The organism is Pseudogemmobacter sonorensis, from assembly GCF_042762395.1.
GTDB lineage: Bacteria > Pseudomonadota > Alphaproteobacteria > Rhodobacterales > Rhodobacteraceae > Pseudogemmobacter > Pseudogemmobacter sonorensis.
Map to the genome: position 1 here is coordinate 106,183 of NZ_JBEFZE010000001.1, position 22,792 is coordinate 128,974.

The 22,792-nt window shown below is 70.1% G+C and carries 21 protein-coding genes; 18 read left to right on the forward strand and 3 right to left on the reverse strand.

Going from position 1 to position 22,792, the window contains the following annotated elements:
- The first annotated feature begins 125 nt into the window (after positions 1 to 125).
- The 6 genes from ABNX41_RS00450 (at position 126) to ABNX41_RS00475 (ending at position 8,105) form a co-directional block, all read left to right on the forward strand.
- Positions 126 to 794: an SURF1 family protein gene (locus ABNX41_RS00450; protein ID WP_438667745.1), complete on the forward strand. Its 669-nt coding sequence runs from the start codon at positions 126 to 128 to the stop codon at positions 792 to 794.
- 329 nt (positions 795 to 1,123) lie between these two features.
- Positions 1,124 to 2,521 (forward strand): threonine synthase, encoded by a 1,398-nt coding sequence (thrC, locus tag ABNX41_RS00455; protein ID WP_438667746.1) that lies wholly within the window; start codon positions 1,124 to 1,126, stop codon positions 2,519 to 2,521.
- On the forward strand, positions 2,518 to 3,780 hold the full coding sequence (locus ABNX41_RS00460; RefSeq protein ID WP_438667747.1) for a M16 family metallopeptidase: 1,263 nt from the start codon (positions 2,518 to 2,520) through the stop codon (positions 3,778 to 3,780). Before thrC ends, ABNX41_RS00460 begins: the two co-directional genes overlap by 4 nt.
- The gene (locus ABNX41_RS00465; protein WP_438667748.1) at positions 3,777 to 4,370 is read left to right on the forward strand and encodes a GNAT family N-acetyltransferase; all 594 of its coding nucleotides are present in this window, start codon (positions 3,777 to 3,779) and stop codon (positions 4,368 to 4,370) included. The genes ABNX41_RS00460 and ABNX41_RS00465 overlap by 4 nt, the downstream gene beginning before the upstream one ends.
- A 1,150-nt stretch (positions 4,371 to 5,520) precedes the next feature.
- A complete protein-coding gene (locus ABNX41_RS00470; protein WP_438667749.1) occupies positions 5,521 to 6,429 on the forward strand; it encodes an MBL fold metallo-hydrolase in 909 nt (302 codons plus the stop codon).
- 224 nt (positions 6,430 to 6,653) lie between these two features.
- Complete coding sequence (locus ABNX41_RS00475) at positions 6,654 to 8,105, forward strand: FAD-binding oxidoreductase (protein ID WP_438667750.1); 1,452 nt, start codon at positions 6,654 to 6,656, stop codon at positions 8,103 to 8,105.
- A gap of 98 nt (positions 8,106 to 8,203) precedes the next feature.
- Here the strand turns inward: ABNX41_RS00475 and ABNX41_RS00480 are convergent, their stop codons facing one another.
- Positions 8,204 to 8,761, reverse strand: a complete 558-nt coding sequence (locus tag ABNX41_RS00480; RefSeq protein WP_438667751.1) for an adenine phosphoribosyltransferase — start codon at positions 8,759 to 8,761, stop codon at positions 8,204 to 8,206.
- Positions 8,762 to 8,787: 26 nt separating this feature from the next.
- Positions 8,788 to 9,654 carry an S-methyl-5'-thioadenosine phosphorylase gene (locus ABNX41_RS00485; protein WP_438667752.1) on the reverse strand — a complete coding sequence of 289 codons (867 nt, stop codon included), beginning with the start codon at positions 9,652 to 9,654 and terminating at the stop codon, positions 8,788 to 8,790.
- A gap of 391 nt (positions 9,655 to 10,045) precedes the next feature.
- Between ABNX41_RS00485 and ABNX41_RS00490 the strand changes: the two genes are divergently transcribed.
- The 4 genes from ABNX41_RS00490 (at position 10,046) to ABNX41_RS00505 (ending at position 13,898) form a co-directional block, all read left to right on the forward strand.
- Positions 10,046 to 11,305 (forward strand): aspartate kinase, encoded by a 1,260-nt coding sequence (locus ABNX41_RS00490; RefSeq protein WP_438667958.1) that lies wholly within the window; start codon positions 10,046 to 10,048, stop codon positions 11,303 to 11,305.
- Between the two features lie 383 nt (positions 11,306 to 11,688).
- Positions 11,689 to 12,621: an ACP S-malonyltransferase gene (fabD, locus tag ABNX41_RS00495; protein WP_438667753.1), complete on the forward strand. Its 933-nt coding sequence runs from the start codon at positions 11,689 to 11,691 to the stop codon at positions 12,619 to 12,621.
- Between the two features lie 64 nt (positions 12,622 to 12,685).
- The gene (gene fabG / locus ABNX41_RS00500) at positions 12,686 to 13,423 is read left to right on the forward strand and encodes a 3-oxoacyl-[acyl-carrier-protein] reductase (RefSeq protein ID WP_438667754.1); all 738 of its coding nucleotides are present in this window, start codon (positions 12,686 to 12,688) and stop codon (positions 13,421 to 13,423) included.
- 241 nt (positions 13,424 to 13,664) lie between these two features.
- Entirely contained in the window at positions 13,665 to 13,898 is a 234-nt protein-coding gene (locus ABNX41_RS00505) for an acyl carrier protein (RefSeq protein ID WP_438667755.1), read from the forward strand.
- Positions 13,899 to 14,138: 240 nt separating this feature from the next.
- Here ABNX41_RS00505 and ABNX41_RS00510 read toward each other — a convergent pair whose 3' ends face one another.
- A complete protein-coding gene (locus ABNX41_RS00510) occupies positions 14,139 to 14,570 on the reverse strand; it encodes an NUDIX hydrolase (RefSeq protein ID WP_438667756.1) in 432 nt (143 codons plus the stop codon).
- Between the two features lie 234 nt (positions 14,571 to 14,804).
- Between ABNX41_RS00510 and ABNX41_RS00515 the strand changes: the two genes are divergently transcribed.
- The 8 genes from ABNX41_RS00515 (at position 14,805) to ABNX41_RS00550 (ending at position 22,763) form a co-directional block, all read left to right on the forward strand.
- Positions 14,805 to 15,860: a 2,3-butanediol dehydrogenase gene (locus tag ABNX41_RS00515; protein ID WP_438667757.1), complete on the forward strand. Its 1,056-nt coding sequence runs from the start codon at positions 14,805 to 14,807 to the stop codon at positions 15,858 to 15,860.
- Between the two features lie 435 nt (positions 15,861 to 16,295).
- Positions 16,296 to 17,555, forward strand: coding sequence for a beta-ketoacyl-ACP synthase II (fabF, locus tag ABNX41_RS00520; RefSeq protein ID WP_438667758.1), 1,260 nt, complete (start codon positions 16,296 to 16,298; stop codon positions 17,553 to 17,555).
- 2 nt (positions 17,556 to 17,557) lie between these two features.
- Positions 17,558 to 18,751: an endolytic transglycosylase MltG gene (gene mltG, locus ABNX41_RS00525; protein ID WP_438667759.1), complete on the forward strand. Its 1,194-nt coding sequence runs from the start codon at positions 17,558 to 17,560 to the stop codon at positions 18,749 to 18,751.
- A 290-nt stretch (positions 18,752 to 19,041) separates the two neighbouring features.
- The gene (locus ABNX41_RS00530) at positions 19,042 to 19,365 is read left to right on the forward strand and encodes a hypothetical protein (protein WP_438667760.1); all 324 of its coding nucleotides are present in this window, start codon (positions 19,042 to 19,044) and stop codon (positions 19,363 to 19,365) included.
- Complete coding sequence (locus ABNX41_RS00535; RefSeq protein WP_438667761.1) at positions 19,316 to 20,659, forward strand: DNA-packaging protein; 1,344 nt, start codon at positions 19,316 to 19,318, stop codon at positions 20,657 to 20,659. The genes ABNX41_RS00530 and ABNX41_RS00535 overlap by 50 nt, the downstream gene beginning before the upstream one ends.
- A 97-nt stretch (positions 20,660 to 20,756) precedes the next feature.
- Positions 20,757 to 21,968: a phage portal protein gene (locus ABNX41_RS00540; protein ID WP_438667762.1), complete on the forward strand. Its 1,212-nt coding sequence runs from the start codon at positions 20,757 to 20,759 to the stop codon at positions 21,966 to 21,968.
- Positions 21,965 to 22,210 (forward strand): GTA head formation protein, RCAP_rcc01685 family, encoded by a 246-nt coding sequence (locus ABNX41_RS00545; RefSeq protein ID WP_438667763.1) that lies wholly within the window; start codon positions 21,965 to 21,967, stop codon positions 22,208 to 22,210. The genes ABNX41_RS00540 and ABNX41_RS00545 overlap by 4 nt, the downstream gene beginning before the upstream one ends.
- A 4-nt stretch (positions 22,211 to 22,214) precedes the next feature.
- Complete coding sequence (locus ABNX41_RS00550) at positions 22,215 to 22,763, forward strand: HK97 family phage prohead protease (protein WP_438667764.1); 549 nt, start codon at positions 22,215 to 22,217, stop codon at positions 22,761 to 22,763.
- Positions 22,764 to 22,792 lie beyond the last annotated feature (29 nt).

The following is a 22,792-nucleotide window of genomic DNA, read 5'->3' on the forward strand; positions in this document are numbered from 1 at the left end:
CCGGCACCAGACGTAAACCGGAGCGCGCGGATCCCCCAAGCGCGATACGCGGACCCTCGTGACGGGGTCCGCGCTTTCCATTGCGGCAAGGCGCGCGCGCATGCGCCGCCCGGCCCGGAGCAAAGATGATGCGGCAGATCCTGTTCGTTCTGGTGGTGGGCCTGTGCGGCATCGCGGTGCTGACGGGATTCGGCCTGTGGCAGTTGCAGCGGCTGGAATGGAAGGAAGGCCTGATCGCCGAGGCCGAGGCGATGATCGTGCTCGACCCGGTTCCCCTGCCGGTCGCCCCGGGTCCCGCCCGCGACCGCTATCGCGCCGTCGAGGTCGAGGGGCGCTTCACCGGGGCCGAGGCCCATGTCCTGACCTCGACCCGCGAATGGGGCCCCGGATTTCTGGTGATCGCCGCCTTCCTGACCGCGGACGGCCGCCCGATCATGGTCGAGCGCGGCTATGTCCCCGAAACCGCCAAGACCGCCCCCCGCCCGCCGGGCCCGGCGCGCGTCACCGGCAACCTGCACTGGCCCGAGGACATCACCTCGGCCACGCCCGCGCCCGATCCCGCGCGGGGGATCTGGTTCGGCCGCGATCTGGACAGCCTTGCCGCCCATCTGGGGACCGAGCCCATCCTGGTCGTGGCCCGCAGCCCGACGGGGCAGGGGGTGCAGCCGGTGCCGGTCACGGCGGTCTTTCGCAACAACCACCTGGGCTATGCGGTGCAATGGTTCGGGCTTGCCATCGTCTGGGCGGGGATGACACTGGCCTATCTGTGGCGTATCACGCGCCGCGAAGGCTGAGGGCGCCGATGGATTGCGGCCGTGGATTGCGGTCAGGGCCGGAGCGGGGCAGAAGGTTGGGGGCCATGCAGTCTGGGCCGTGAGGGGGGCCGAAGGCAAGGCAAGGGCAGCGCCCCGGACGGCGGCGCCTGAGCGGGGGCTCCGCCGACGAAGGGCCCCCATGAACGAGGGACCCATGAACGAAGGGCCCCCATGAACGAAGGGGCCCGAAACGGGAGGGCCCCCGGCAAAAAGGACCCGGAACGAAGGGCCCCAAACAGAACGGGCTCCGGACGAAGGCCGTCAAACGCAGGCCCCCGAACGCGGGCCCCGAAACGAGAGACAGGAAGATGCGCTATATCTCGACACGCGGCCAGGCGCCGGAACTGGGCTTCGGCGAGGCGATGATGACCGGCCTTGCCCGCGACGGCGGGCTTTATGTGCCCGAAAGCGTGCCGGTGCTCGCGGCCGACGAGATCGCCGCCTGGGCGGGGCTGTCCTACGAGGATCTGGCCTTCAACGTCATCCGCCCCTTCATCGGCGGCTTCTTCGCCGATGCCGAGTTGAAGGCGCTGATCGCCCGCGCCTATCAGGGCTTCGGCCATGCCGCCCGCGCGCCCCTGGTCCAGCTTGGCCCCGACCACTTCCTGATGGAGCTGTTCCATGGCCCCACGCTCGCCTTCAAGGATTTCGCCATGCAGCTCATCGGGCAGATGATGCAGGCGGCGCTGGCGCGCTCGGGCGAGCGGATCACCATCGTCGGTGCCACCTCGGGCGATACCGGCTCGGCCGCGATCGAGGCCTTCCGGGGCCTTTCCAACGTCGATGTGGTGATCCTCTTCCCCCATGGCCGCGTCAGCGAGGTGCAGCGCCGCCAGATGACCACGCCTTCAGAGGCGAATGTCCATGCCCTTGCCGTGGACGGCGATTTCGACACCTGCCAGGCCCGGCTCAAGGACATGTTCAACGATTTCGCCTTCCGCGACGAGGTGCGGCTGGCGGGGGTGAACTCGATCAACTGGGCGCGGGTGCTGGCCCAGGTGGTCTATTACTTCCATGCCGGGCTGTCGCTCGGCGCGCCGCATCGCCCGGTCTCGTTCACCGTGCCCACCGGCAATTTCGGCGATATCTTCGCGGGCCATGTCGCCCGCGCCATGGGTCTGCCGATCGACCGGCTGGTGATCGCGACCAACCAGAACGACATTCTGGACCGCACGCTGAAATCGGGCGAATACCGCACCATGGGCGTGGCGCCGTCGATCTCGCCCTCGATGGATATCCAGGTCTCGTCGAATTTCGAACGCGCGCTGTTCGACGCCACCGGGCGCGATGCGGCGGCGGTCGCCGCGCTGATGCGGGGGCTGAACCAGTCGGGCGGATTCGCCGTGCCCGCGCCCGCGCTGGCCGCGCTGCGGGCCGAATATGGCTCGGGCCGCGCCTCGGAGGCCGAGACGCAGGACACCATCGCCCGGATCTGGCGCGAGACGGGCGAGCTTTTGTGCCCGCATTCCGCCGTGGGGGTGAAGGTGGCGTCCGAACAGCCCGCGCGCGGCATGATGGTGACCCTCGCCACCGCCCATCCGGCGAAATTCCCCGATGCGGTCGAGGCGGCTACCGGCCTTCGCCCCGCCTTGCCCGCCCGCATGGCCGATCTTTTCGAGCGGCCCGAGCGGGTGACCCGGGTGGCCGGGGACCTTGCCGCGCTGCAAAAGGTGATCCGCGCCCGGATCGCGGGAGAATCGCATTGAGCACCACCCGCATCCACCGGCTGCCGAACGGGCTGCGCATCGTCACCGAACATATGCCGGGGCTGAAATCGGCCTCCTGCGGGCTCTGGGTCGGCGCGGGCGGGCGCCATGAGCGCGAGCCCGAGAACGGCATCGCGCATTTCCTCGAACACATGGCCTTCAAGGGCACCGCGCGGCGCAGTGCCCTGCGCATCGCCGAAGAGATCGAGGATGTCGGCGGCTATATCAACGCCTATACCTCGCGCGAGATGACCGCCTATTACGCGCGCTGCCTGTCGGCGGATGTGCCGCGCGCGCTGGATGTGATCTCGGACATCGTGCTCAATCCGGTGTTCAACCCCGAGGATATCGAGACCGAGCGCCATGTGATCTTGCAGGAGATCGGCCAGGCCAACGACACGCCCGACGACATCGTCTTCGACTGGCTGCATGAGGTCTCCTATCCCGGCCAGCCCTTCGGCCGCACCATCCTGGGTCCCGAGGCGCGGGTGGCGGGTTTCGGCGACGGCGACCTGCGCGGCTTCGTCGGGCGCCATTACGGGCCGGACCGGATGATTCTCTCGGCCGCCGGGGGCGTCGACCACGACGCCATCGTGGCCCAGGCCGAGGCGGTCTTCGGCGCGCTTTCCCCCGTGGGGGCGGTGCCCGCCGGGCCCGCCCGCTTCAAGGGCGGCGAGCGGCGCGAGATCAAGGACCTGGAACAGGCCCATTTCGCGCTGAACATCGAGGCGCCGGGCTATCGCGATCCGCTGGTCCATACCGCGCAGATCTGGTCCACCGCGCTTGGCGGCGGCATGTCCTCGCGCCTGTTCCAGAAGATCCGCGAAGAGCGGGGGCTGTGCTATTCGATCTATGCCCAGTCGGCGGCCTATGACGACACCGGCCATGTCACGATCTATGCCGGGACCTCGGGCGACGAGATCGCCGACCTGACCGAGCTGACGGTGGCCGAATTGCGCCGCGCCGCCGAGGACATGTCCGAGGCCGAGGTGGCCCGCGCCAAGGCGCAGTTGACGGCGGGGATGATGATGGGGCTGGAAAGCCCCTCCTCGCGCGCCGAGCGAAACGCCCGGCTGCTCTCGGTCTGGGACCGGGTGCCCGATCTGGACGAGGCGGTGGCGCGGATCCAGGCGGTGGATCTGGCGGGGGTGCGCGACTGGGGCCGGGCGGCGCTTTCGGGCAATGTGGCGCTGGCGGTCTACGGCCCGGTCGATGCCGCCCCGGGCGTGGAGGCGATCCGGGCGGGGCTTTCGTCGTGACCTTCGGCTTTTCGCGCCGCCCCCGGCTGGAGACCGAGCGGCTGACCCTGCGGCTGGCCAGCCATGACGACTGGCGGCAATGGGCCGATCTGCGCGCCGATTCGGCCGCCTTCCTGACGCCGTGGGAGCCGGTCTGGTCCGAGACCCACCTGTCGCGGCGCAATTTCTCGAACCGGGTCTATTGGGGCAGGCGGGCCGAGGCGCAGGGGACGGCGGTGCCCTTCGTGCTGATCCGCCGCGCCGACCAGCGGCTTCTGGGGGCGATCACGCTGGACAACATCCGGCGCGGCCCGGCGCAGACCGCCATGGTCGGCTACTGGATCGGCGCGCCCTTCGCCCGCCACGGCTATATGCGCGAGGCGCTGGAGGCGGTGGTGCATTACGCCTTCGCGCGGCTGGACCTGAGCCGGATCGAGGCCGCCTGCCTGCCCGAGAACGCCGCCTCGCGCGGGGTTCTGGAGAAATGCGGCTTCAAGTTCGAGGGCGTGTTCCAGTCCTATCTCCAGATCAACGGACGCTGGCGCAACCATGTGATCTACTCGCGCCTGCGCAACGACCGCCGGGGCCGAACCGCGATCGGCCCGGCCTGAGGCCCCGGCCTCTCCGGCGACCTGGCCGCGCCCTGCCGACTCCTCGCTTCGCCGACCTGCTCCCGACTTGCCGCCCGCCAATCCCGGGATCTGCTTCCGCCCCGCTACCCGCCCGGCCTCTCTCGGAACCTGTTCGCGGCTCGCCCGTTCGCCCGGCCTGCCGCCTCTCCCCCCGGGACCTGTCCGCGCCCTGCGGCCTGCTTGCTCCGGGATCAGCCCTGGACGCGCGGCCCGACCACCCCGGACCTGTCCCTGGCGGGAGGCCCGTCCGACCCGTCGTCTGACCCGTCGTTCGCCGCGGAGCGCCGTTCCGGACCCCGCCTGTCCGTCCCGAGGCTTTCCCACTCCCGGGGGATCCCCTCGCCCGGCAATCCATCCGCTCCCGGCCCGTCCCGAGGCCCGCTCCGACATCCGCCCGTCCCAAGATCCATCCGTTCCCGCTGTCTGTCCGCGCCCCGAGAGTGCGTCTCCCCAGACCTCCGCGCCGCTGGAGGATCGGCACGACCTGCCTGCCGACCTCGACTGCGACGCTCTTCGCCACGATCCAGACAGCCCTGATCGGGCCTGTCGCAGATCTCGGTCCCCCTCCGATCCGGTCCCCCTCCGATCCGAGTCCGGCCTGATCGGATTTCCCTCCGATTCGGCTTCTGCATGATCCAACTTGCGCTCGATTCTGCTTTCGCCCGACCCTCACCCGTCTGACCCGCCCCCGCCAGAGCCCCGGGCGCTCTCCCGATCCGGGACCGCTGATCGGCTACCCCCGACCCCTATCCCTCATCCGGTCGCCCCTGATCCCAGCCCTGATCGGACCCTCGCCCCGGGCGTCCAACGGCAGCCCACAGAACTCGTCCTCTCCCGGCCTTTCGCTCCGAACCGCCCCGACGAAGCCCGGCCCCCCCTGCGAATCGCCGCGCCCGTCCGCTCCCGCGGATTGCCCGCGAAATCACCGCATGTTCCCGTTCCACCCGCCTGGCCCGCCCGCTCGCGCATCCGTGATGACGGAAAGCGCGGCGCCCGTGTCAGTTTCGTCCCATGGGTCCGGGCCCGCGGGAAGCCGCCCCAGACCTCGCCCCGGTTTCCGCCCCGACTCCGGCCCCGATGCAATGCCGGTATTCCGGCCTGCACCGGGCCCCGCCCGAAGGAGAGCCTCATGACCGCTTTCGCCACGCCCCCGGTCGCCGCGCCATTCCTCCTGCGGTGCTGCCGCGCGCTGGCGGGGCCGGTTCTGGCCGGGCTCATCGCGCATCCGGCGGCGGCGCAAGAGGCGGCCCCACCGGATACGGCCCCGCAGGACACGGCCCCACAGGAACGCATCGCCTCGCATTGCATCGCGCTGGCCCGGAACGCGCCGCCGCCGCTCCTGCGCCACGCGGCCTTCACCCTCCCGGGCGAGGACCGCGTGCTCCTGCGCTATCTCAATCACGCCAGCTTCGCCGTGGTGGCCGAGGACGGCACCGTCGCGGTCACCGATTACACCGGCCATATCGGCGCGGCCGATGTCGCACCAGATCTGGTCACGATGAACAATTCGCATTCGACGCATTGGACGGCCCATCCCGATCCACGCATCCACCATGTGCTGCGCGGCTGGCCCGAGCCCGGCCAGCCCAATGTCGACCATCGGGTGGATCTGGGCATGATGCTGGTGCGCAACGTCCCCACCGATGCGCGCGGCTGGGGCGGCGAGGTGCGTCGCGACGGAAATTCGATCTTCATCTTCGAGGTGGCGGGCCTGTGCATCGGCCATCTGGGCCATCTGCACCAGTTGCCCTCGGCCGAGCAATTCGCCGCCATCGGGCGGCTCGACATATTGATGGTGCCGGTCGATGGCTCGGTGACGCTGGGGCTCGAGGACATGGTGGCGGTGGTGCGGCGGCTGCGCTCCAAGGTGGTGATCCCGATGCACTGGTTCTCGCGCGGCTCGCTGGAATGGTTCATGCAGGAGATGGCCACGGATTTCGACGTGGTCGAGACCGGCCTGAACGAGATGGCCTTCTCGATCGGCACGCTCCCCGCGCGTCCCACCGTCCTGGTGCTGGAGCCCGCCTGGCTGGACTGACCCCTCACGGCCCCCTCCCAACCCTTCACCCTTCATTCTTCTTTGCAGAAATATCCCGGGGGTGAGGCGCCAAAGGCGCCGAGGGGGCAGCGCCCCCTCCCGCAGCCTCCCCATTCCAGTAAAGCAGCCCCAGACAACCCACTCTGGACGGACCGCATCCACATGGTTAGGCATGGGAAGGTCCCTCACCCACGCGCGCCCCGCCCGATCCAGAGCCCGATCCCATGCCGAACCCGATCCCCCCCTTCGCCGCCCTCAATCCCTGCGACGAGGCCTTCCTCGCCCGCCTGGCCGAGGCGCTGCCCCCCGCCACCCTCCGTCCGCCCGAGCCGCGCGACCTGGAAGAGCCGCGCGGGCGCTGGCGGGGAAGGGCGGGCGCGGTGGCGCGGCCCGCCTCGACCGGCGAGGTCTCGGCGATCCTGCGCGCCTGCCATGCCGCGCGGGTCGCCGTCGTTCCCAGGGGCGGCGGCACCGGGCTGGTCGGGGGCCAGGTGATCCCCGAGGGGGGGCCGCTGCCGCTGATCCTCTCTCTCGAACGCATGAACGCGCTGCGCGGGATCTGGCCCGAGGAAAACACCATCGCGGTCGAGGCCGGGATGACGCTCCAGGCGGTGCAGGCGGCGGCGCAGGCCTCGGGGCGGCTCTTCCCGCTGTCGCTTGCCTCCGAGGGGACGGCGACGATCGGCGGCAATCTCGCCACCAATGCGGGCGGGACGGCGGTGCTGCGCTATGGCAATGCGCGCGACCTGTGCCTGGGGCTGGAGGTGGCGATGGCGGATGGCGCGGTCTGGCACGGGCTGCGGCGGCTCAGGAAGGACAACACCGGCTACGACCTGCGCAACCTGCTCGTCGGCTCCGAGGGCAGCCTGGGCGTGATCACGGCGGCCAGCCTGCGGCTTTTCCCGGTTCCGGCGCATCGGCTGGTGGCGATGCTGGCCGTGCCCTCGCCCGCGGCGGCGCAGGATCTGCTGCGGCTGTTCGAGGCCCGGCTGGGCGGGCTGGTGTCGGGGTTCGAACTGATCGCGCGGGCGGGGTTCGAATTCCTGGCCGAGGCCGATCTCGGCCTGCGCGCGCCCTTCGCGGCGCTGCCCGACTGGGCGGTGCTGGTGGAACTGGGCCTGCCGCAGGCGATGGAGCCGGAGGCGACCATGGCCGCGCTTTACGACGAGGCCGAGGGCGCGGGCCTGGTCCTCGACGGCGTCATCGCCAGTTCCGGCGCCCAGGCCGACGGCCTCTGGGCGATCCGCGAGGCCATCCCCGAGGCCAACCGCCGCATCGGCGCGGTGGCGAGCCACGACATCTCGCTGCCGCTCGGCGCGATCCCGGGCTTCATCGCCGAGGCGGGCGGCCGCCTTGCCGCGCTCGGCGACTTCCGGGTCAATTGCTTCGGCCATCTGGGCGACGGAAATCTGCATTACAACATCTTCCCCGCCCCGGACCGGACGCGCGGCGCATATGAGGCCTTGCGCAACGATGCCACGCGGATCGTGCACGACCTGGTGCATGAGCTGGGCGGCAGCGTCTCGGCCGAGCACGGGATCGGGCGGCTGAAGACCGCCGATCTGGCGCGCTACGGCGATCCGGTGCGGCTGCAGGCGCTGCGGGGGATCAAGGCGGTTCTCGATCCGTTGGGGATTCTGAACCCCGGCGCGGTTCTGGCGCGGGACGCGGGCTAGGGCGGCTTGCCCGGGCGGCGGCGCGGGATGGTTGGCCTGCGCCTCCGGCGGGGATATTTTTGCAAAGAAGAAAGGGCGGGGGCGCGTTCGGGCTGGGGTCAGTGGCCTTCGAAGGCGCAGAGCGCGTGGACTTCCATTCCCATCGCCTCCAGCCGCTTGCGGCCGCCCAGGTCGGGCAGGTCGACCACGAAGGCGCAGCCGGTAATCCGCCCGCCCAGCCGTTCGACGAGGGCGATCCCGGCCTCGGCGGTGCCGCCGGTGGCGAGAAGGTCGTCGACGAGAAGCACCGTCTCTCCGGGCTGGATCGCATCCTCGTGGATCTCGACCACCGCCTCGCCATATTCCAGCGCATAGGGCTGCGAAAGGGTCCGGCCCGGCAGCTTGCCCTTCTTGCGCACCGGCACGAAGCCTGCCGAGAGCTGATGCGCCACCGCGCCGCCCAGGATGAAGCCGCGCGCCTCGAGCCCGATCACCTTGTCGATGCGCCGCCCGGCATAGGGGGCGAGCAACTGGTCGACGCAGATGCGAAAGCCGCGCGGATCGGCGAAAAGCGTGGTGACGTCGCGAAACAGGATCCCCTTATGCGGGAAGTCCGGGATGGTGCGGATGTAGTCGCCGACGGTGGCGGGGGCGGGGCGGGTGAGGGTCTTGGGCATTCGGATCCGGTTCCGGCTGGCTCGGGTCAGAGGACGCGCCCGGCGACCGCGTCGAGCCGGGCAAGAAGGTCGGGGTCGCGGCGGTCCGGCGCGGTCATCAGCGCATGGGTCAGCGCGCTGTCGCAGCCGCATGGGCAGGCCTGGCGCGTGGCGCCAAGCCGCGCGGGCAGGGCCGCGACGCAGGCCCGGGCCTTGGCGGCATTGGCCGAAAGCGTGGCGATCACCGCCGCCACATCCACCGCGTCATGGCCGGGATGCCAGCAGTCGTAATCGGTGACCATGGCGAGGCTCGCATAGCAGAGCTCGGCCTCGCGGGCGAGCTTGGCCTCTGGCATGCCGGTCATGCCGATCACATCGGCGCCCCATTGGCGGTAGAGCAGGCTCTCGGCCCGGGTCGAGAATTGCGGCCCCTCCATCGTCAGATAGGTCGCGCCCTCATGCAGCCGCACCCCGCTTTGGCGCGCGGCCTCGGCAACCCTTTCTCCAAGCCGGGCGCAGGTCGGGTCGGCCAGCCCGACATGGGCGACAAGGCCTTCGCCGAAAAAGCTTTTCTCGCGCGCGAAGGTGCGGTCGATATATTGGTCGACCAGGACGAAATCCCCCGGCGCGAAACCCTCCTGCAAGGATCCCACCGCCGAGACCGCAAGAACGTCGGTGCAGCCGATGCGCTTGAGCGCGTCGATATTGGCGCGATAGGGCAGCGAGGAGGGCGAATGGGCATGGCCGCGGCCGTGACGGGGCAGGAAGGCGACCTTCACCCCCGCGATCCTGCCGACCAGAAGATCGTCCGAGGGCCGCCCCCAGGGCGTCTCGACCCGGGTCCAGGCGGCCTCCTCCAGCCCCTCGATCTGATAGACGCCCGATCCGCCAATCACACCGATCATCACCTGCATTCTGGATCCCCCCTCGGGCCGTTCCCGGGCCAGGGAATGCTATCGGCGCCCCCCGGGATCGGCAAGGGGAGGGGCGCCGGCCCCGCCTCGCCGCCCCCCTCTCCCCGAACCCGCCCGCCGCCTGACCCGCCGCAGTGCCGCCTTTTTCCGCATCCCGCCCTTTCTTCTTTGCAGAAATATCCCCGCCGGAGGCGCAGGCCGACCATCCCGCGCCAGGGCCCGCATTGCGCGAACCCCGCACATGGCGCCTCTTGCGCGCGGGCGCGTGGGGTTATAGGAAGCGCCCGATTTCGACCCCCTCGCAGATGCCGCCCCGGCAGGATGCGGCCGGGATCTGGATCGGGGATTTTTCGGGCCCTTGCCATCGGGCCCAGATTTCGGGGGGGTGACCGTGCCGCTTCTGGTGATGAAATTCGGCGGCACCTCGGTCGCCGACCTTGATCGTATCGCCAATGCCGCCGCCAAGGTCCGGCGTGAGGTCGAACGGGGCTATGACGTCATCGTCATCGTCTCGGCCATGTCGGGCAAGACCAACGAGCTGGTCGGCTGGGTTGAGGGCACCTCGAAATTCTACGACGCCCGCGAATATGACGCGGTGGTCTCTTCGGGAGAGAACGTGACCGCCGGGCTGATGGCGCTGCGGCTTCAGGAAATGGGCGTGCCCGCGCGAAGCTGGCAGGGCTGGCAGGTGCCGATCAACACCACCTCGGCCCATGGCTCGGCCCGCTTCGTCGACATTCCGCGCGCCAATCTGGACGCGAAATTCGCCGAGGGCTTCAAGGTCGCCGTGGTCGCGGGCTTTCAGGGCGTCAGCCCCGAGGGCCGGATCACCACGCTGGGCCGGGGCGGATCGGACACCACCGCCGTTGCCTTCGCCGCCGCCTTCGGCGCGGAACGCTGCGACATCTACACCGATGTCGACGGCATCTACACCACCGATCCGCGCGTGAGTTCGAAGGCGCGCAAGATGGACCGCATCGCCTTCGAGGAGATGCTCGAACTGGCCTCGCTGGGCGCCAAGGTGCTGCAAACCCGTTCGGTCGAACTGGCGATGCGCTACAAGGTGCGGCTGCGGGTGCTGTCCTCCTTCGAGGAAACCGACGAAAACTCCGGCACCCTGGTCTGCGACGAGGAGGAAATCATGGAATCGAAAGTCGTCAACGGCGTGGCCTTCTCGCGCGAGGAAGCCAAGATCACCCTCTTCACCATCGAGGACCGCCCGGGCGTGGCCCAGGCCATCTTCGGCCCCCTGGCCGAGGCCGGGGTGAATGTCGACATGATCGTCCAGAACATCAGCGAGAAGGATTACGACGAGCACCATTCCGGCGCCGTCACCGACATGACCTTCTCCTGCCCGATCAACCAGGTCGAGCGCGCCAAGAAGGCGATGGAGGATGCCCGCACCCGGGGCGAGATCAAATACGACGAATTGATCATCGACACCGATGTGGCCAAGGTCTCGGTCGTGGGGATCGGCATGCGCAGCCATGCGGGCGTGGCGGCCACGGCCTTCCGGGCGCTGGCGGCGGAAAACGTCAATATCAAGGTGATCTCGACGTCGGAGATCAAGATCTCGGTGCTGATCGACCGCAAATATCTGGAACTGGCGGTGCAGGCGCTGCATGACGCCTTCGAACTGGACAAGCCCTGAGGATCTGGGCCTGAGGGGCAGGGCCCGAGGATCTGGGCCTGGGGATCTGGGCCTGGGGGATCTGGGCGGGCTTCGGCCCGGCCCTGGTCCTGAAGCGATGAAACCGCGCCGGGGCGATCCGGGCGCGGTTTTTCAATGGGCGGGGCTCGGTTCGCCCGTGCTTGTGGGCGGTTCGTGTGGCGAATGGGTCTGGAGGCGCCATCCGTGGCGTCGGCGCGCCTGTGGGGGCAGAGGTGGCCTCGGTCATGGCCCCATGCCTTCCGCGGTCGCGCCGCCCCGCCTTGCCCGCCCCGCCTTGCCCGCGCCCCGTCTTTCCCGCGCGGCGTTGCGCCTGCGGGCTTTCGCCGTTAAGCGGAGGGAAAGCGATCACGGGAGGTAAGGCCATGAGCCGCGCATTCGTATTCCCCGGCCAGGGGGCGCAGACCATCGGGATGGGCCGGGCGCTGGCCGAGGGCTGGAGCGCGGCCCGCGCCGTCTTCGACGAGGTGGACGAGGCGCTTGGCGAGAAGCTTTCGACGCTGATCTGGGAGGGGGAGCTGGAAGAGCTGACCCTGACCCGCAACGCCCAGCCCGCGCTGATGGCGACCTCGATCGCGGCCCTGCGCGCGCTGGAGGCCGAGGGGTTCGACCTGGTCGGCACCGCCGATTTCCTGGCCGGGCATTCGCTGGGCGAGTATTCGGCGCTTTGCGCGGCGCAAAGCCTGAGCCTGGCCGATACCGCGCGGCTCTTGCGCATCCGGGGCGAGGCCATGCAGGAGGCGGTGCCGGTGGGCCTGGGCGCGATGGCGGCGCTGCTGGGGCTGGATTTCCAGGCGGCCTCGGAGGTCGCGCATGAGGCGGCGCAGGGCGAGGTCTGCCAGGCCGCGAACGACAACGATCCGGGGCAGGTGGTGGTCTCGGGCCATCGCGGCGCGGTGGAGCGGGCGGTGGAGATCGCCAAGGCGCGCGGCGCGAAACGGGCGCTGATGCTGCCGGTCTCGGCGCCCTTCCATTGCGCGCTGATGCAGCCCGCGGCGGCGCGGATGGCCGAGGCGCTGGCGGCGGTGGTGATCCGCGATCCACTGGTGCCGGTGGTGGCCAATGTCAGCGCCGAGGCGGTGCGCGATTCGTCCAAGGTCCAGGATCTGTTGGTGGCGCAGGTCACCGGATCGGTGCGCTGGCGGGAATCGGTCCTGTGGATGGAAAGCGCGGGCGTGACCGAATTCTGGGAGGTCGGCGCGGGCAAGGCGCTGTCGGGGATGATCCGGCGCATCGCCAGGGAGGCGGTGACGAAGCCGGTCGGAACCCCGGCCGACATCGAGGCGCTGAAGGCCTGACGGCGGCGCCTTGGCGCATCCGCCGGGAACAATCTGGATCAATGGGACGAAGCAGGAGAACGCCATGTTCGATCTGACGGGGAAGACGGCGCTGGTCACCGGCGCATCGGGCGGGATCGGGGCCGAGATCGCCCGCGCCCTTCACGGGGCGGGGGCCACGGTGGGGCTTTCGGGCACGCGGGTCGCGCCCCTGGAGGCGCTGGCCGAAGAGCTTGGCGCGCGCGCCCATGTGCTGGCCTGCGACCTGTCGCAGCCCGAGGCGGTCGAGGGGCTGGTCAAGCGCGCGGCCGAGGCGATGGGCTCGGTCGAGGTGCTGGTCAACAATGCCGGAATCACCCGCGACGGGCTGGTGATGCGGATGTCGGACGAGGATTGGCAATCGGTGATCGACGTCAACCTGACCGCCAGCTTCCGGCTGTGCCGGGCGGCGATCCGGGGCATGATGAAGGCGCGCCGGGGGCGGATCGTCAACATCTCGTCGGTGGTGGGGCAGACCGGCAACGCGGGCCAGGTGAATTATGCCGCCGCCAAGGCCGGGCTGGTGGGCCTGTCGAAATCGCTTGCCGCCGAGGTGGCCAGCCGGGGAATCACCGTCAATTGCGTGGCGCCCGGCTTCATCGAGACCGCGATGACCGAAAAGCTGAACGAGGCGCAGCGCGCGGGCATCCTGGCCGCGGTCCCGGCCGGGCGGATGGGCGCGCCGAAGGAAATCGCCGCGGCGGTGCTTTACCTGGCCTCGGACGAGGCGGGCTATGTCACCGGCGCAACGCTGCATGTCAACGGCGGCATGGCGATGGTCTGAGCTTTCGTCCCACCCTCCGCCCCCCTGTCGGTCGCGGCGCGGGGGCGGACACGGGTGGACTCGGGCGGGCGCGGGAAAGCGTTTGCCATCATGCGCGCGGGTTGCTATAGCGCGCGCCAGAATTCCCGGGGGTTTCGATCCCCGGTGCTGCCGCCTCGGCGGGGCGAAAGAGGCCCGGGGACCCCTCCGGGCGGATGAACCAGCCGGGGGTTGTCCCCGCGAACGGAGTAGAGGACGAAACATGAGCGACATCGCCGAGCGCGTGAAGAAGATTGTCGTCGAGCATCTGGGCGTCGAAGAGGACAAGGTGACCGAGAACGCCTCGTTCATCGACGATCTCGGCGCCGACTCGCTTGATACGGTCGAGCTGGTCATGGCCTTCGAGGAAGAGTTCGGGATCGAGATCCCCGACGACGCGGCCGAGACCATCCAGACCTTCGGCGATGCGGTTTCCTTCATCTCCAAGGCCGCCTGAGCCGGATTTCCCGTCTGACGGGTGAAAGGGGTGTCCCGGTCGGGGCGCCCCTTTTTTCTTTGCGCGGGACCCGGGGGCGCTGGTTGGGGGGCGGTCTAGGGATGCCGGTTCCGGGGCACGGCTTTCAGGGTGGGCGGCCCTGAGGCCCCGCTTTCAGGGCGCTGCCTTCAGGGTGGCGGCCCTGGGGCGCTGTCTTCTGGGGCGCGCCCCTGAGGCGCCGCCTTCGGGTGGGCGCGGGGGTCAGCCCGCCCGCGCCGCCCGGCGCGCGAGACCCGCCACGTCGCGGCTGAGGCGAAGCGCGGTTTCCATCCCCTCGACCGGGGTCCAGCGCGCCTCCAGCGCATCGTCGGCGGCCAGCGGCTCGCCCGCCTGCCAGCGGCACAGCACCGCGACCAGCACGAAATGATGGCGCAGCCCTCCGTCCCCGGCGCGGTCGAGCGCGTCGAGCGCGTCGATCACCCGCTCGGCCCGCGCGGTGACGCCGGTCTCCTCGCGCAATTCGCGCTCGGCGGCGGCGAAGAGGGATTCGCCGGGCTCGATCCGGCCGCCGGGAAAGCCCCACAGGCCCGCGTCGGGCGGGTTGGCGCGCCGCACCAGCAGGGCGTGGCCGTCGCGCAGGACGACGGCAAGGACGGCCGGAACTGGGCGCGGGAAGGGATCGTCAGCGGGCATGCGGGATTTCCAGGCTGCCGGAGAGGCGCTTCGATGAGGGCGTTTCGATGCGGGGGCCTTAGAGAGGGCCGCCGCCGGGATCATCGTGGTCGGGCCGTCACGGATCTGTCAACCGTCCGCGCCAGGTTGGGCGGGCGGGGCGGTTTCGGCGGCGACCATGATCCCGATCAAGGCGGCCCGCGCCTCGGCGGCCTATCGGTGGCGCAAAGATGAATCCTGGATGGAGATTGGCAGATGAAGGCAGCACGTTGGCACAAGGCGCGCGACATTCGGATCGACGAGATCGACGAGCCCGACGCCGGGCCGGGCCAGGTCAAGATCCGCGTCGGCTGGACCGGGATCTGCGGCAGCGACCTGCACGAATATCTGGCCGGGCCGATCTTCGTCCCGGTCTCGGCCCCGCATCCGGTCAGCAAGGATGTGGCGCCGATCGTGATGGGGCATGAATTCTCGGGCGTGGTCGAGGCGGTGGGCGAGGGCGTGACCCGGGTCCGGCCCGGCGACCGGGTGGTGGTCGAGCCGATCCTGGCCTGCGGCACCTGCGCGCCCTGCCTGCACGGCAAATACAATGTCTGCGACAATCTGGGCTTCCACGGCCTTTCCGGCGGCGGCGGAGGGTTCGCCCCCTTCACCGTGGTCGGCGAACGCTGGGTCCATCCGATGCCCGAGGGGCTGTCGCTGGAACAGGGCGCGCTGGTCGAGCCCGCCGCGGTCGCGCTTCACGCGGTGCGGATCAGCCCGCTTCGGGCGGGCGATACGGCGGCGGTCTTCGGCGCCGGGCCGATCGGCCTTCTGCTGATCGAGGCGCTGCGCGCGGCGGGGGCGGCGGCGATCCATGTCGTCGAACTGTCCGGGCAGCGCGGGGCCAAGGCACTGGAACTGGGCGCGACCTCGGTCATCAATCCGGCCGAGGTCGCGCCCGCGGAACGGATCCGCGAGCTGACCGGCGGCGGGGTCGAAGTGGCCTTCGAGGTGACCGGCGTGCCCGCCGTCCTGCAGCAATGCATCGACGCCACCCGCTACGAGGGCGAGGTGGTGGTGGTCTCGATCTGGGAGAAGGAGGCCGCCTTCCAACCCAATACGGTGGTGCTGAAGGAGCGGTCGCTGAAAGGCACCATCGCCTATCGCGACGTGTTCCCGGCGGTGCTTGACCTGATGACGCGCGGCTTCTTCCCGGCCGAGAAGCTGGTCACCAAGAAGATCGCGCTGGCCGATCTGGTCGAGGAGGGGTTCGAGGCGCTGGTGCGCGAGAAGACCCAGATCAAGATCCTGGTCGAGCCGGGCGCCTGAGCGGCGGGGGCCAGAGAGCCGGGCGCCCCGGGGGACCTGAGCGGCGGGGGCGGCTTGAAGCTGACGCGCGCGGCCGGGGGCCTGAGCGGAGGGGCCGGATCGACAGGGGGAAGGGCGGGCGGCTGCGGTGTGGCCGGACGAGAGGGGCGCCCGCCCGTGCATTCCTGCGAGAGGGGACGCCCTTGCCGGGGGGATGAGACTGGTTGATGCCACTCGGAGCCGGGAGCCGGGAGCCGGGAGCCGGGAGCCGGGAGCCGGGAGCCGGGAGCCGGGAGCCGGGAGCCGGGAGCCGGGAGCCGGGGAGGGGGCAAGGCCTTGGCCGCGCGCGGGCTTCTGCCCGGGCCGGGCGGGGCGGTGCCAGCTCTGTTGCGGCTGTGACGATGGGCGTGTATCACCCGCGGGGAAACAATCGCCTTGTCCAAGGGGGGAGCATTGATGCGCCGCGTCGTCGTCACGGGTCTGGGAATGGTCACGCCGCTGGCCTGCGGAGTGGAGGAAACCTGGAGCCGCCTGCTGGAGGGAAAATCCGGCGCCGGACCGATCACCCGCTTCGATCCGGCCAATGTGGTGACGAAATACGCCTGCGAGATCCCCTTCGGCGACGGCACCGACGGCAGTTTCAACCCCGACGACTGGATGGAGCCGAAAGAGCGCCGCAAGGTCGACGACTTCATCCTTTACGGCATGGCCGCCGCCGTCCAGGCGGTGAAGGATGCCGGGATCGGCGAGCTGTCCGAGGAAGAGAAGCTGCGCGCGGGCGTCATGATCGGCTCGGGCATCGGCGGCCTGGGCTCGATCGCCGAGACGGCCAGGCTGATCGCGGAAAAGGGCCCGAAGCGGGTTTCGCCCTTCTTCATCCCCGGCGCGCTGATCAACCTGGTCTCGGGCCAGGTGTCGATCCGCTTTGGCTTCAAGGGGCCGAACCATTCGGTGGTGACCGCCTGCTCGACCGGGGCGCATGCCATCGGCGACGCGGCGCGGCTGATCATCTTCGGGGATGCCGACATCATGGTGGCGGGCGGGGCCGAGAATCCGATCTCGGAAATCGGCATCGCGGGGTTCAACGCCTGCAAGGCGCTGTCCACCAAGCGCGAGGACGATCCGGTCAAGGCCAGCCGCCCCTATGACGCCGACCGCGACGGTTTCGTCATGGGCGAGGGCGCGGGCGTGGTTGTGCTGGAGGAATACGAACACGCCAAGGCGCGCGGCGCGAAGATCTATGCCGAGGTGCTGGGCTATGGCCTGTCGGGCGACGCCTATCACATCACCGCCCCCTCCGAGGATGGCGACGGCGGCTTCCGCTCGATGTCGGCGGCACTGAAGCGCGCGGGCGTGACGCCCGCCCAGGTCGATTACATCAACGCCCACGGCACCTCGACCATGGCCGACACCATCGAGCTTGGCGCGGTGGAGCGGCTGCTGGGCGAGGCGGCGGCGGGGGCCACCATGTCCTCGACCAAGTCGTCGATCGGCCATCTGCTGGGTGCTGCGGGCGCGGTGGAGGCGATCTTCTGCATCCTCGCCATCCGCGACCAGATCGCGCCGCCGACCATCAACCTGGACAATCCGGCGGTGGCGCCGAAGCTGGACCTGGCCCCGAACAAGGCGGTGCGGCGCAAGATCGACATCGCGCTGTCGAACAGTTTCGGCTTCGGCGGCACCAATGCCAGCCTGGTGCTGGGCAAGGTCGGCTAAGGATGTGGAAGAGCATCGCCTCGAACGCGCTGACGCTGTTCATTGTCCTTCTGGTCGCGGTGGCGGCGCTGGTCGCCTGGGGGCGCAATGAATTCGTGCGGCCGGGGCCCTTGGCGGATGCGATCTGCGTCGAGGTGGAGCGGGGGGCCAGCATGGCCTCGGTCAGCCGCAACCTGGAGGCGCAGGGCGCGGTCTCGGATGCCAGGATCTTCCGCATCGGCGCGGAATATTCCGGGCGGGCGCGGGATCTGAAATTCGGCTCATACCTGGTGCCCGCGCTGGCCTCGATGGAGGATGTGCTGGGGATCGTCACCACGGGGGGGCAATCGACCTGCGGGCAGGAGGTCTTGTTCGTAGTCTCGGTCGCCTCGGCCTCGGTGCAGGTGCGCGAGCTGGACCCGGCCACCAACCGCTTCGTCGAGGTGGTGCGCTTCAACCCCGCGAGCGAGGCCGCGCCGGTGGAATATCTGGATGCGGTCGAGGTGGCGGGGATGCGGTTCCGCATCACACTGGCCGAAGGGGTGACGAGCTGGCAGGTGGTGGATGCGCTGAAACGCGCGGATTTCCTGACCGGCACGGTCGAGGCGGTGCCCGCCGAGGGCACGCTTGCCCCCGACAGCTACGAGGTCGACAAGGGCGCCGACCGCGCGGCGCTGGTCGCGCAGATGGAGGCGCGCCAGGCCCGCATCATGGCCGAGCTTTGGCCGACGCGGGACCGCGACCTGCCCTATGACACGCCGGAAGAGGCGATGATCATGGCCTCGATCATCGAGAAGGAGACCGGGGTCGCCGACGAGCGCCCGCTGGTCGCCAGCGTCTTCGTCAACCGCCTGCGCCAGGGCATGCGGCTTCAGACCGACCCGACGGTGATCTACGGCATCACCAAGGGCGAGGGCACGCTGGGCCGGGGCCTGCGGCAGAGCGAGCTTCGCGCCGCGACGCCGTGGAACACCTATGTGATCCAGGGCCTGCCGCCGACGCCGATCGCCAATCCGGGACGGGCCTCGATCCAGGCGGCGCTGAACCCGGGCGAGTCGGATTACATCTTCTTCGTGGCCGACGGAACGGGAGGACATGCCTTCGCGGTCACGCTGGAGGAGCACAACCGCAATGTCGCGCGCTGGCGCGAGATCGAGGCGGCGCAGGCCGCGGCGGGGGCCGAGGGCGAAGAAAGCGGCGTGCAGACCGCGGATTGAGCGTGGTCGGCCAAGGGTCTGAAACGGCTGGGTTATCCGGGGGGGCGGTGCGCGCGGGGGCAGGCCGCCCTCCTTGCGTTTCGGCGGGATCCCTGGGGTCGGGTTAACGGAAGATTAAAACTGAGATCTCATAACCATTTGATCTTGTTGATTTTTTATCTTGACCTTCCGCACGGTCCAATGTAGGACTTATGGCATGCTGGTAGAAATCCGAAGACGGCCGGGGCTGATCCCCCGCGCCGTCTTTTCATTTCTCTCGTGCGGGGGCGGCATGGGGCAGGCGGACGGATATGACAGGTATGACCGAGGGCGACAGCGATCCCGAAGGGGCGCTGAAACTGACGGAGCAATTGTTTCAGGTCGCGGTCGAGGATCTGAACGAGGCGTTCGAGGCGATCCGGGGTGGACGTTTCGAGGCCGCGAAAGAGGGCAGGCGCGCGGTGCGCGACCTGCACGACCTGACCAAGCTGGTGCTGGAGGAACGTAGGAATGTCGAAAAACTCCGCAAGCAGGTCGCCGGGGCTGTCGGAGCCCGGGGAGAGCTGGACCTCGACGCCGCGCGCGATGAAATCGGGCGCCGTCTGGCTTGCCTCCGCGCAGCCCGAGGAGATTGACGCCTTCCTGGGCAGCCTGTCGGAAAACGCGCTGATGGCCTTGCCCTGGGTGTTCGAATTCTGGGCGCTGCCGCATCAACTGCCGCCCGAGACGGCCTGGAAGACCTGGGTCATCATGGGCGGGCGCGGCGCGGGCAAGACGCGGGCCGGGGCGGAATGGGTGCGCGCCCAGGTCGAGGGTGCTACGCCCTCGGCCCCGGGACGGGCGCGGCGGGTGGCGCTGGTGGCCGAGACGCTGGAACAGGGGCGTGAGGTGATGGTGAAGGGCGAGAGCGGCATCCTGGCCTGTTCGCCCCCCGACCGGCGGCCGCGCTGGATCTCGACCCGGAACCTGCTGGAATGGGAGAACGGGGCCACCGCGCAGGTGTTCTCGGCGCATGACCCGGAGCGGCTGCGCGGGCCCCAGTTCGATGCCGCCTGGGCGGATGAGCTGGCGAAATGGCCCAAGGCGGGCGCGGCCTGGGACCAGTTGCAATTCGCGTTGCGGCTGGGGGAGAATCCGCAGCAGGTGGTGACGACGACGCCGCGCAATGTCGAGGCGCTGAAGGCGATCCTGCAGAACCCCTCGACCGTGATCACCCGCGCGCCGACCGAGGCGAACCGGGCCTATCTGGCGCAAAGCTTCCTGGCCGAGGTGGAGGCGCGCTATGGCGGCACGCTTCTGGGGCGGCAGGAACTGGCGGGAGAGCTGGTCGAGGATCTGGAGGGCGCGCTCTGGACGCCGATGATGGTGGCGCGGGCGCGCGGCGCGGCGGCGGTCTCGCCCGCGCGGGTGGTGGTGGCGGTGGACCCGCCGGTGACCGCGACGAAGCAAAGCGACGAATGCGGCATCGTGGTGGTGGGCGCCGATACCCGGGGGCCGGTCGGAGAGTGGCGGGCGGTGGTGCTGGCCGACCGATCCGTCCGGGGGGCGAGCCCGGACGGCTGGGCCCGTGCCGCGCTGGCGGCGATGGCGGAATTCGGCGCCGAGCGCATGGTGGTCGAGGTGAACCAGGGCGGCGATCTGGTGACGCAGGTGGTGCGCCAGGTCGATCCGATGGTGTCCCTGCGCGAGGTGCGGGCGATGCGGGGCAAATGGCTGCGCGCCGAGCCGGTGGCGGCGCTTTACGAACAGGGCCGCGTCGCCCATGGCCCGGATCTGGCCGGGCTTGAGGCGCAGATGCTGCAGATGACGCGCACCGGCTGGCAGGGCCGGGGCAGCCCCGACCGGCTGGATGCGCTGGTCTGGGCGCTGACCGAGCTGATGATCCTGCCCGCGGGCCGGACCGGCCGCCCGGGTGTTCGGACGATCTGACGACGAAAAACTGGCGAACGACGGAAAAACCGGAAGAGGCGGCGCAACCGAGGGGGCGCGGCGCGTCTTCTTGCGGCCGGATGGAAGGAGCGCGAACGTGTTCGATTTTCTGAGAAAAGGCGCGGCGACGGGGCCTGGGGCGCCGGATGGGGTGCCAGAGCGCAAGGCCAGCGCCAGCGGGCGGGTCATCGCCTGGGCCAGCGGCGGGCGCGGCCCGGCCTGGAGCCCGCGCGACGCGGTCTCGCTGACGAAAAGCGGGTTCCAGGGCAATCCGGTGGGGTTCCGCGCGGTCAGGATGATCGCCGAGGCGGCGGCGGCGGTGCCGGTGATCTGCCAGGATGCGGGCCACCGCTATGAAAGCCATCCGGTGCTGGACCTGCTGGCGCGGCCCAATCCGGGGCAGGGGCGGGCGGAACTGCTGGAGGCGGTCTACGGGCATCTGCTGCTCAACGGCAATGCCTATGTCGAGGCGGTGCCGGGGATCGGCGCGCTGCCGGGCGAATTGCATGCGCTGCGGCCCGACCGGATGGCGCTGGTCCCCGGCGCCGATGGCTGGCCGGTGGCCTACGACTATACCGTGGGCGGGCGCAGCCACCGCTTCCATATGGGCGAGGGGCCGGGCGCGATCTGCCATATCCGCAGCTTTCACCCGCAGGACGACCATTACGGCCTGTCGCCCTTGCAGGCGGCGGCGGTGGCGATCGATGTCCACAACTCGGCCAGCGCCTGGTCGAAGGCGCTTCTGGACAATGCGGCGCGGCCCTCGGGCGCGATCGTCTACAGGGGGGTGGACGGCCAGTCGGTGCTGACGCCGGATCAATACGACCGGCTGGTCGGCGAGATGGAGGCGCATCACCAGGGCGCGCGCAATGCCGGGCGGCCGATGCTGCTGGAGGGGGGGCTCGACTGGAAGCCGATGGGGTTCAGCCCCTCGGACATGGAATTCCACGAGACCAAGCTTTCCGCCGCGCGAGAGATCGCGGTGGCCTTCGGCGTGCCGCCGATGCTGATGGGGATCCCGGGGGATGCCACCTATGCCAATTACCAGGAGGCCAACCGCGCCTTCTACCGGCTGACGGTGCTGCCGCTGGCGGGGCGGGTGCTGGCGGCGCTGGCGCATTGGCTGGCGGGCTTTGCAGCGGAGGGGCCGGTCGAACTGCGCCCCGATCCCGACCAGATCCCGGCGCTTGCCGGTGAGCGCGACCAGCAATGGAAGCGCGTCGGCGAGGCGGTCTTCCTGACCGATGCCGAGAAGCGCGCGCTGCTGGGCCTGCCGCCTGTCGCCACAGAGGCGGCGGAGGGGGCATGAGCCTGCGCAAGGAAGGGCCGGGTTCGCGCTTCGTCCTGGACAGCTTCGACGCCGCCCATGCCCGGATCGAGGCCAACGAGCGCGTTCTGGAGGAACGCTGGAGCGCGCTGGAATTCCGGCTGGGCCAGATCGACCAGGCGCTGGAGCGGCTGGAAAAGCGCATCTGGCTGGGGGTTTACGGCGTCGCGGCCTTTCTGCTGGCGCAGGGGGCCGAGGCGGTGATCACGGCGGCGATGAGGTAGCGAGATGCTGGAACACAAGTTCCACCGGCCCGAACGGGGCCTGGTGATGACCGAGACCGCGCAGGGCGGGCGGGGGATCGAGGGCTATGCCTCGGTCTTCGGCCTGCGCGACCAGGGCGGGGATGTGGTGGCGCGCGGCGCCTATGCCGCCTCGCTGGCGCGGCTGGCGGCCAGGGCTGGGCGGGTCAAGATGCTGTGGCAGCACGACCCGGCCCAGCCCATCGGCCTTTGGGAGGAGGTGCGCGAGGATGCCACCGGCCTTTGGGTCAAGGGGCGGCTGCTGACCGAGGTCGAGCGCGGCCGCGAGGCGGCGGCGCTCTTGGAGGCGGGCGCCATCGACGGGCTGTCGATCGGCTATCGCACGCTGCGGGCCGGGCGCGACGGCAAGGGCCGCCGGGTGCTGCATGAGCTGGAGCTGTGGGAGGTCTCGCTGGTGACCTTCCCCATGCTTCCCGAGGCGCGGGTCGCCGGCAAGTCCGACGACCTGCCGCAGGCCCTTCGCGAACTGGCCGGCCTTTTCGACGAGGCGCGCCGGTCCCTGGCCGGGCGCTGAGGCGCCGGGGCCCATCAACCGAGAAAGAG

Coding starts and splice junctions, on each gene's coding strand:
- ABNX41_RS00450 (WP_438667745.1), top strand. CDS start 126: ATGATGCGGCAGATCCTGTTCGTTCTGGTGGTGGGCCTGTGCGGCATC.
- thrC (WP_438667746.1), top strand. CDS start 1,124: ATGCGCTATATCTCGACACGCGGCCAGGCGCCGGAACTGGGCTTCGGC.
- ABNX41_RS00470 (WP_438667749.1), top strand. CDS start 5,521: ATGACCGCTTTCGCCACGCCCCCGGTCGCCGCGCCATTCCTCCTGCGG.
- ABNX41_RS00475 (WP_438667750.1), top strand. CDS start 6,654: ATGCCGAACCCGATCCCCCCCTTCGCCGCCCTCAATCCCTGCGACGAG.
- ABNX41_RS00480 (WP_438667751.1), bottom strand. CDS start 8,761: ATGCCCAAGACCCTCACCCGCCCCGCCCCCGCCACCGTCGGCGACTAC.
- ABNX41_RS00485 (WP_438667752.1), bottom strand. CDS start 9,654: ATGCAGGTGATGATCGGTGTGATTGGCGGATCGGGCGTCTATCAGATC.
- fabD (WP_438667753.1), top strand. CDS start 11,689: ATGAGCCGCGCATTCGTATTCCCCGGCCAGGGGGCGCAGACCATCGGG.
- fabG (WP_438667754.1), top strand. CDS start 12,686: ATGTTCGATCTGACGGGGAAGACGGCGCTGGTCACCGGCGCATCGGGC.
- ABNX41_RS00505 (WP_438667755.1), top strand. CDS start 13,665: ATGAGCGACATCGCCGAGCGCGTGAAGAAGATTGTCGTCGAGCATCTG.
- ABNX41_RS00510 (WP_438667756.1), bottom strand. CDS start 14,570: ATGCCCGCTGACGATCCCTTCCCGCGCCCAGTTCCGGCCGTCCTTGCC.
- ABNX41_RS00515 (WP_438667757.1), top strand. CDS start 14,805: ATGAAGGCAGCACGTTGGCACAAGGCGCGCGACATTCGGATCGACGAG.
- fabF (WP_438667758.1), top strand. CDS start 16,296: ATGCGCCGCGTCGTCGTCACGGGTCTGGGAATGGTCACGCCGCTGGCC.
- mltG (WP_438667759.1), top strand. CDS start 17,558: ATGTGGAAGAGCATCGCCTCGAACGCGCTGACGCTGTTCATTGTCCTT.
- ABNX41_RS00530 (WP_438667760.1), top strand. CDS start 19,042: ATGACAGGTATGACCGAGGGCGACAGCGATCCCGAAGGGGCGCTGAAA.
- ABNX41_RS00535 (WP_438667761.1), top strand. CDS start 19,316: ATGAAATCGGGCGCCGTCTGGCTTGCCTCCGCGCAGCCCGAGGAGATT.
- ABNX41_RS00545 (WP_438667763.1), top strand. CDS start 21,965: ATGAGCCTGCGCAAGGAAGGGCCGGGTTCGCGCTTCGTCCTGGACAGC.
- ABNX41_RS00550 (WP_438667764.1), top strand. CDS start 22,215: ATGCTGGAACACAAGTTCCACCGGCCCGAACGGGGCCTGGTGATGACC.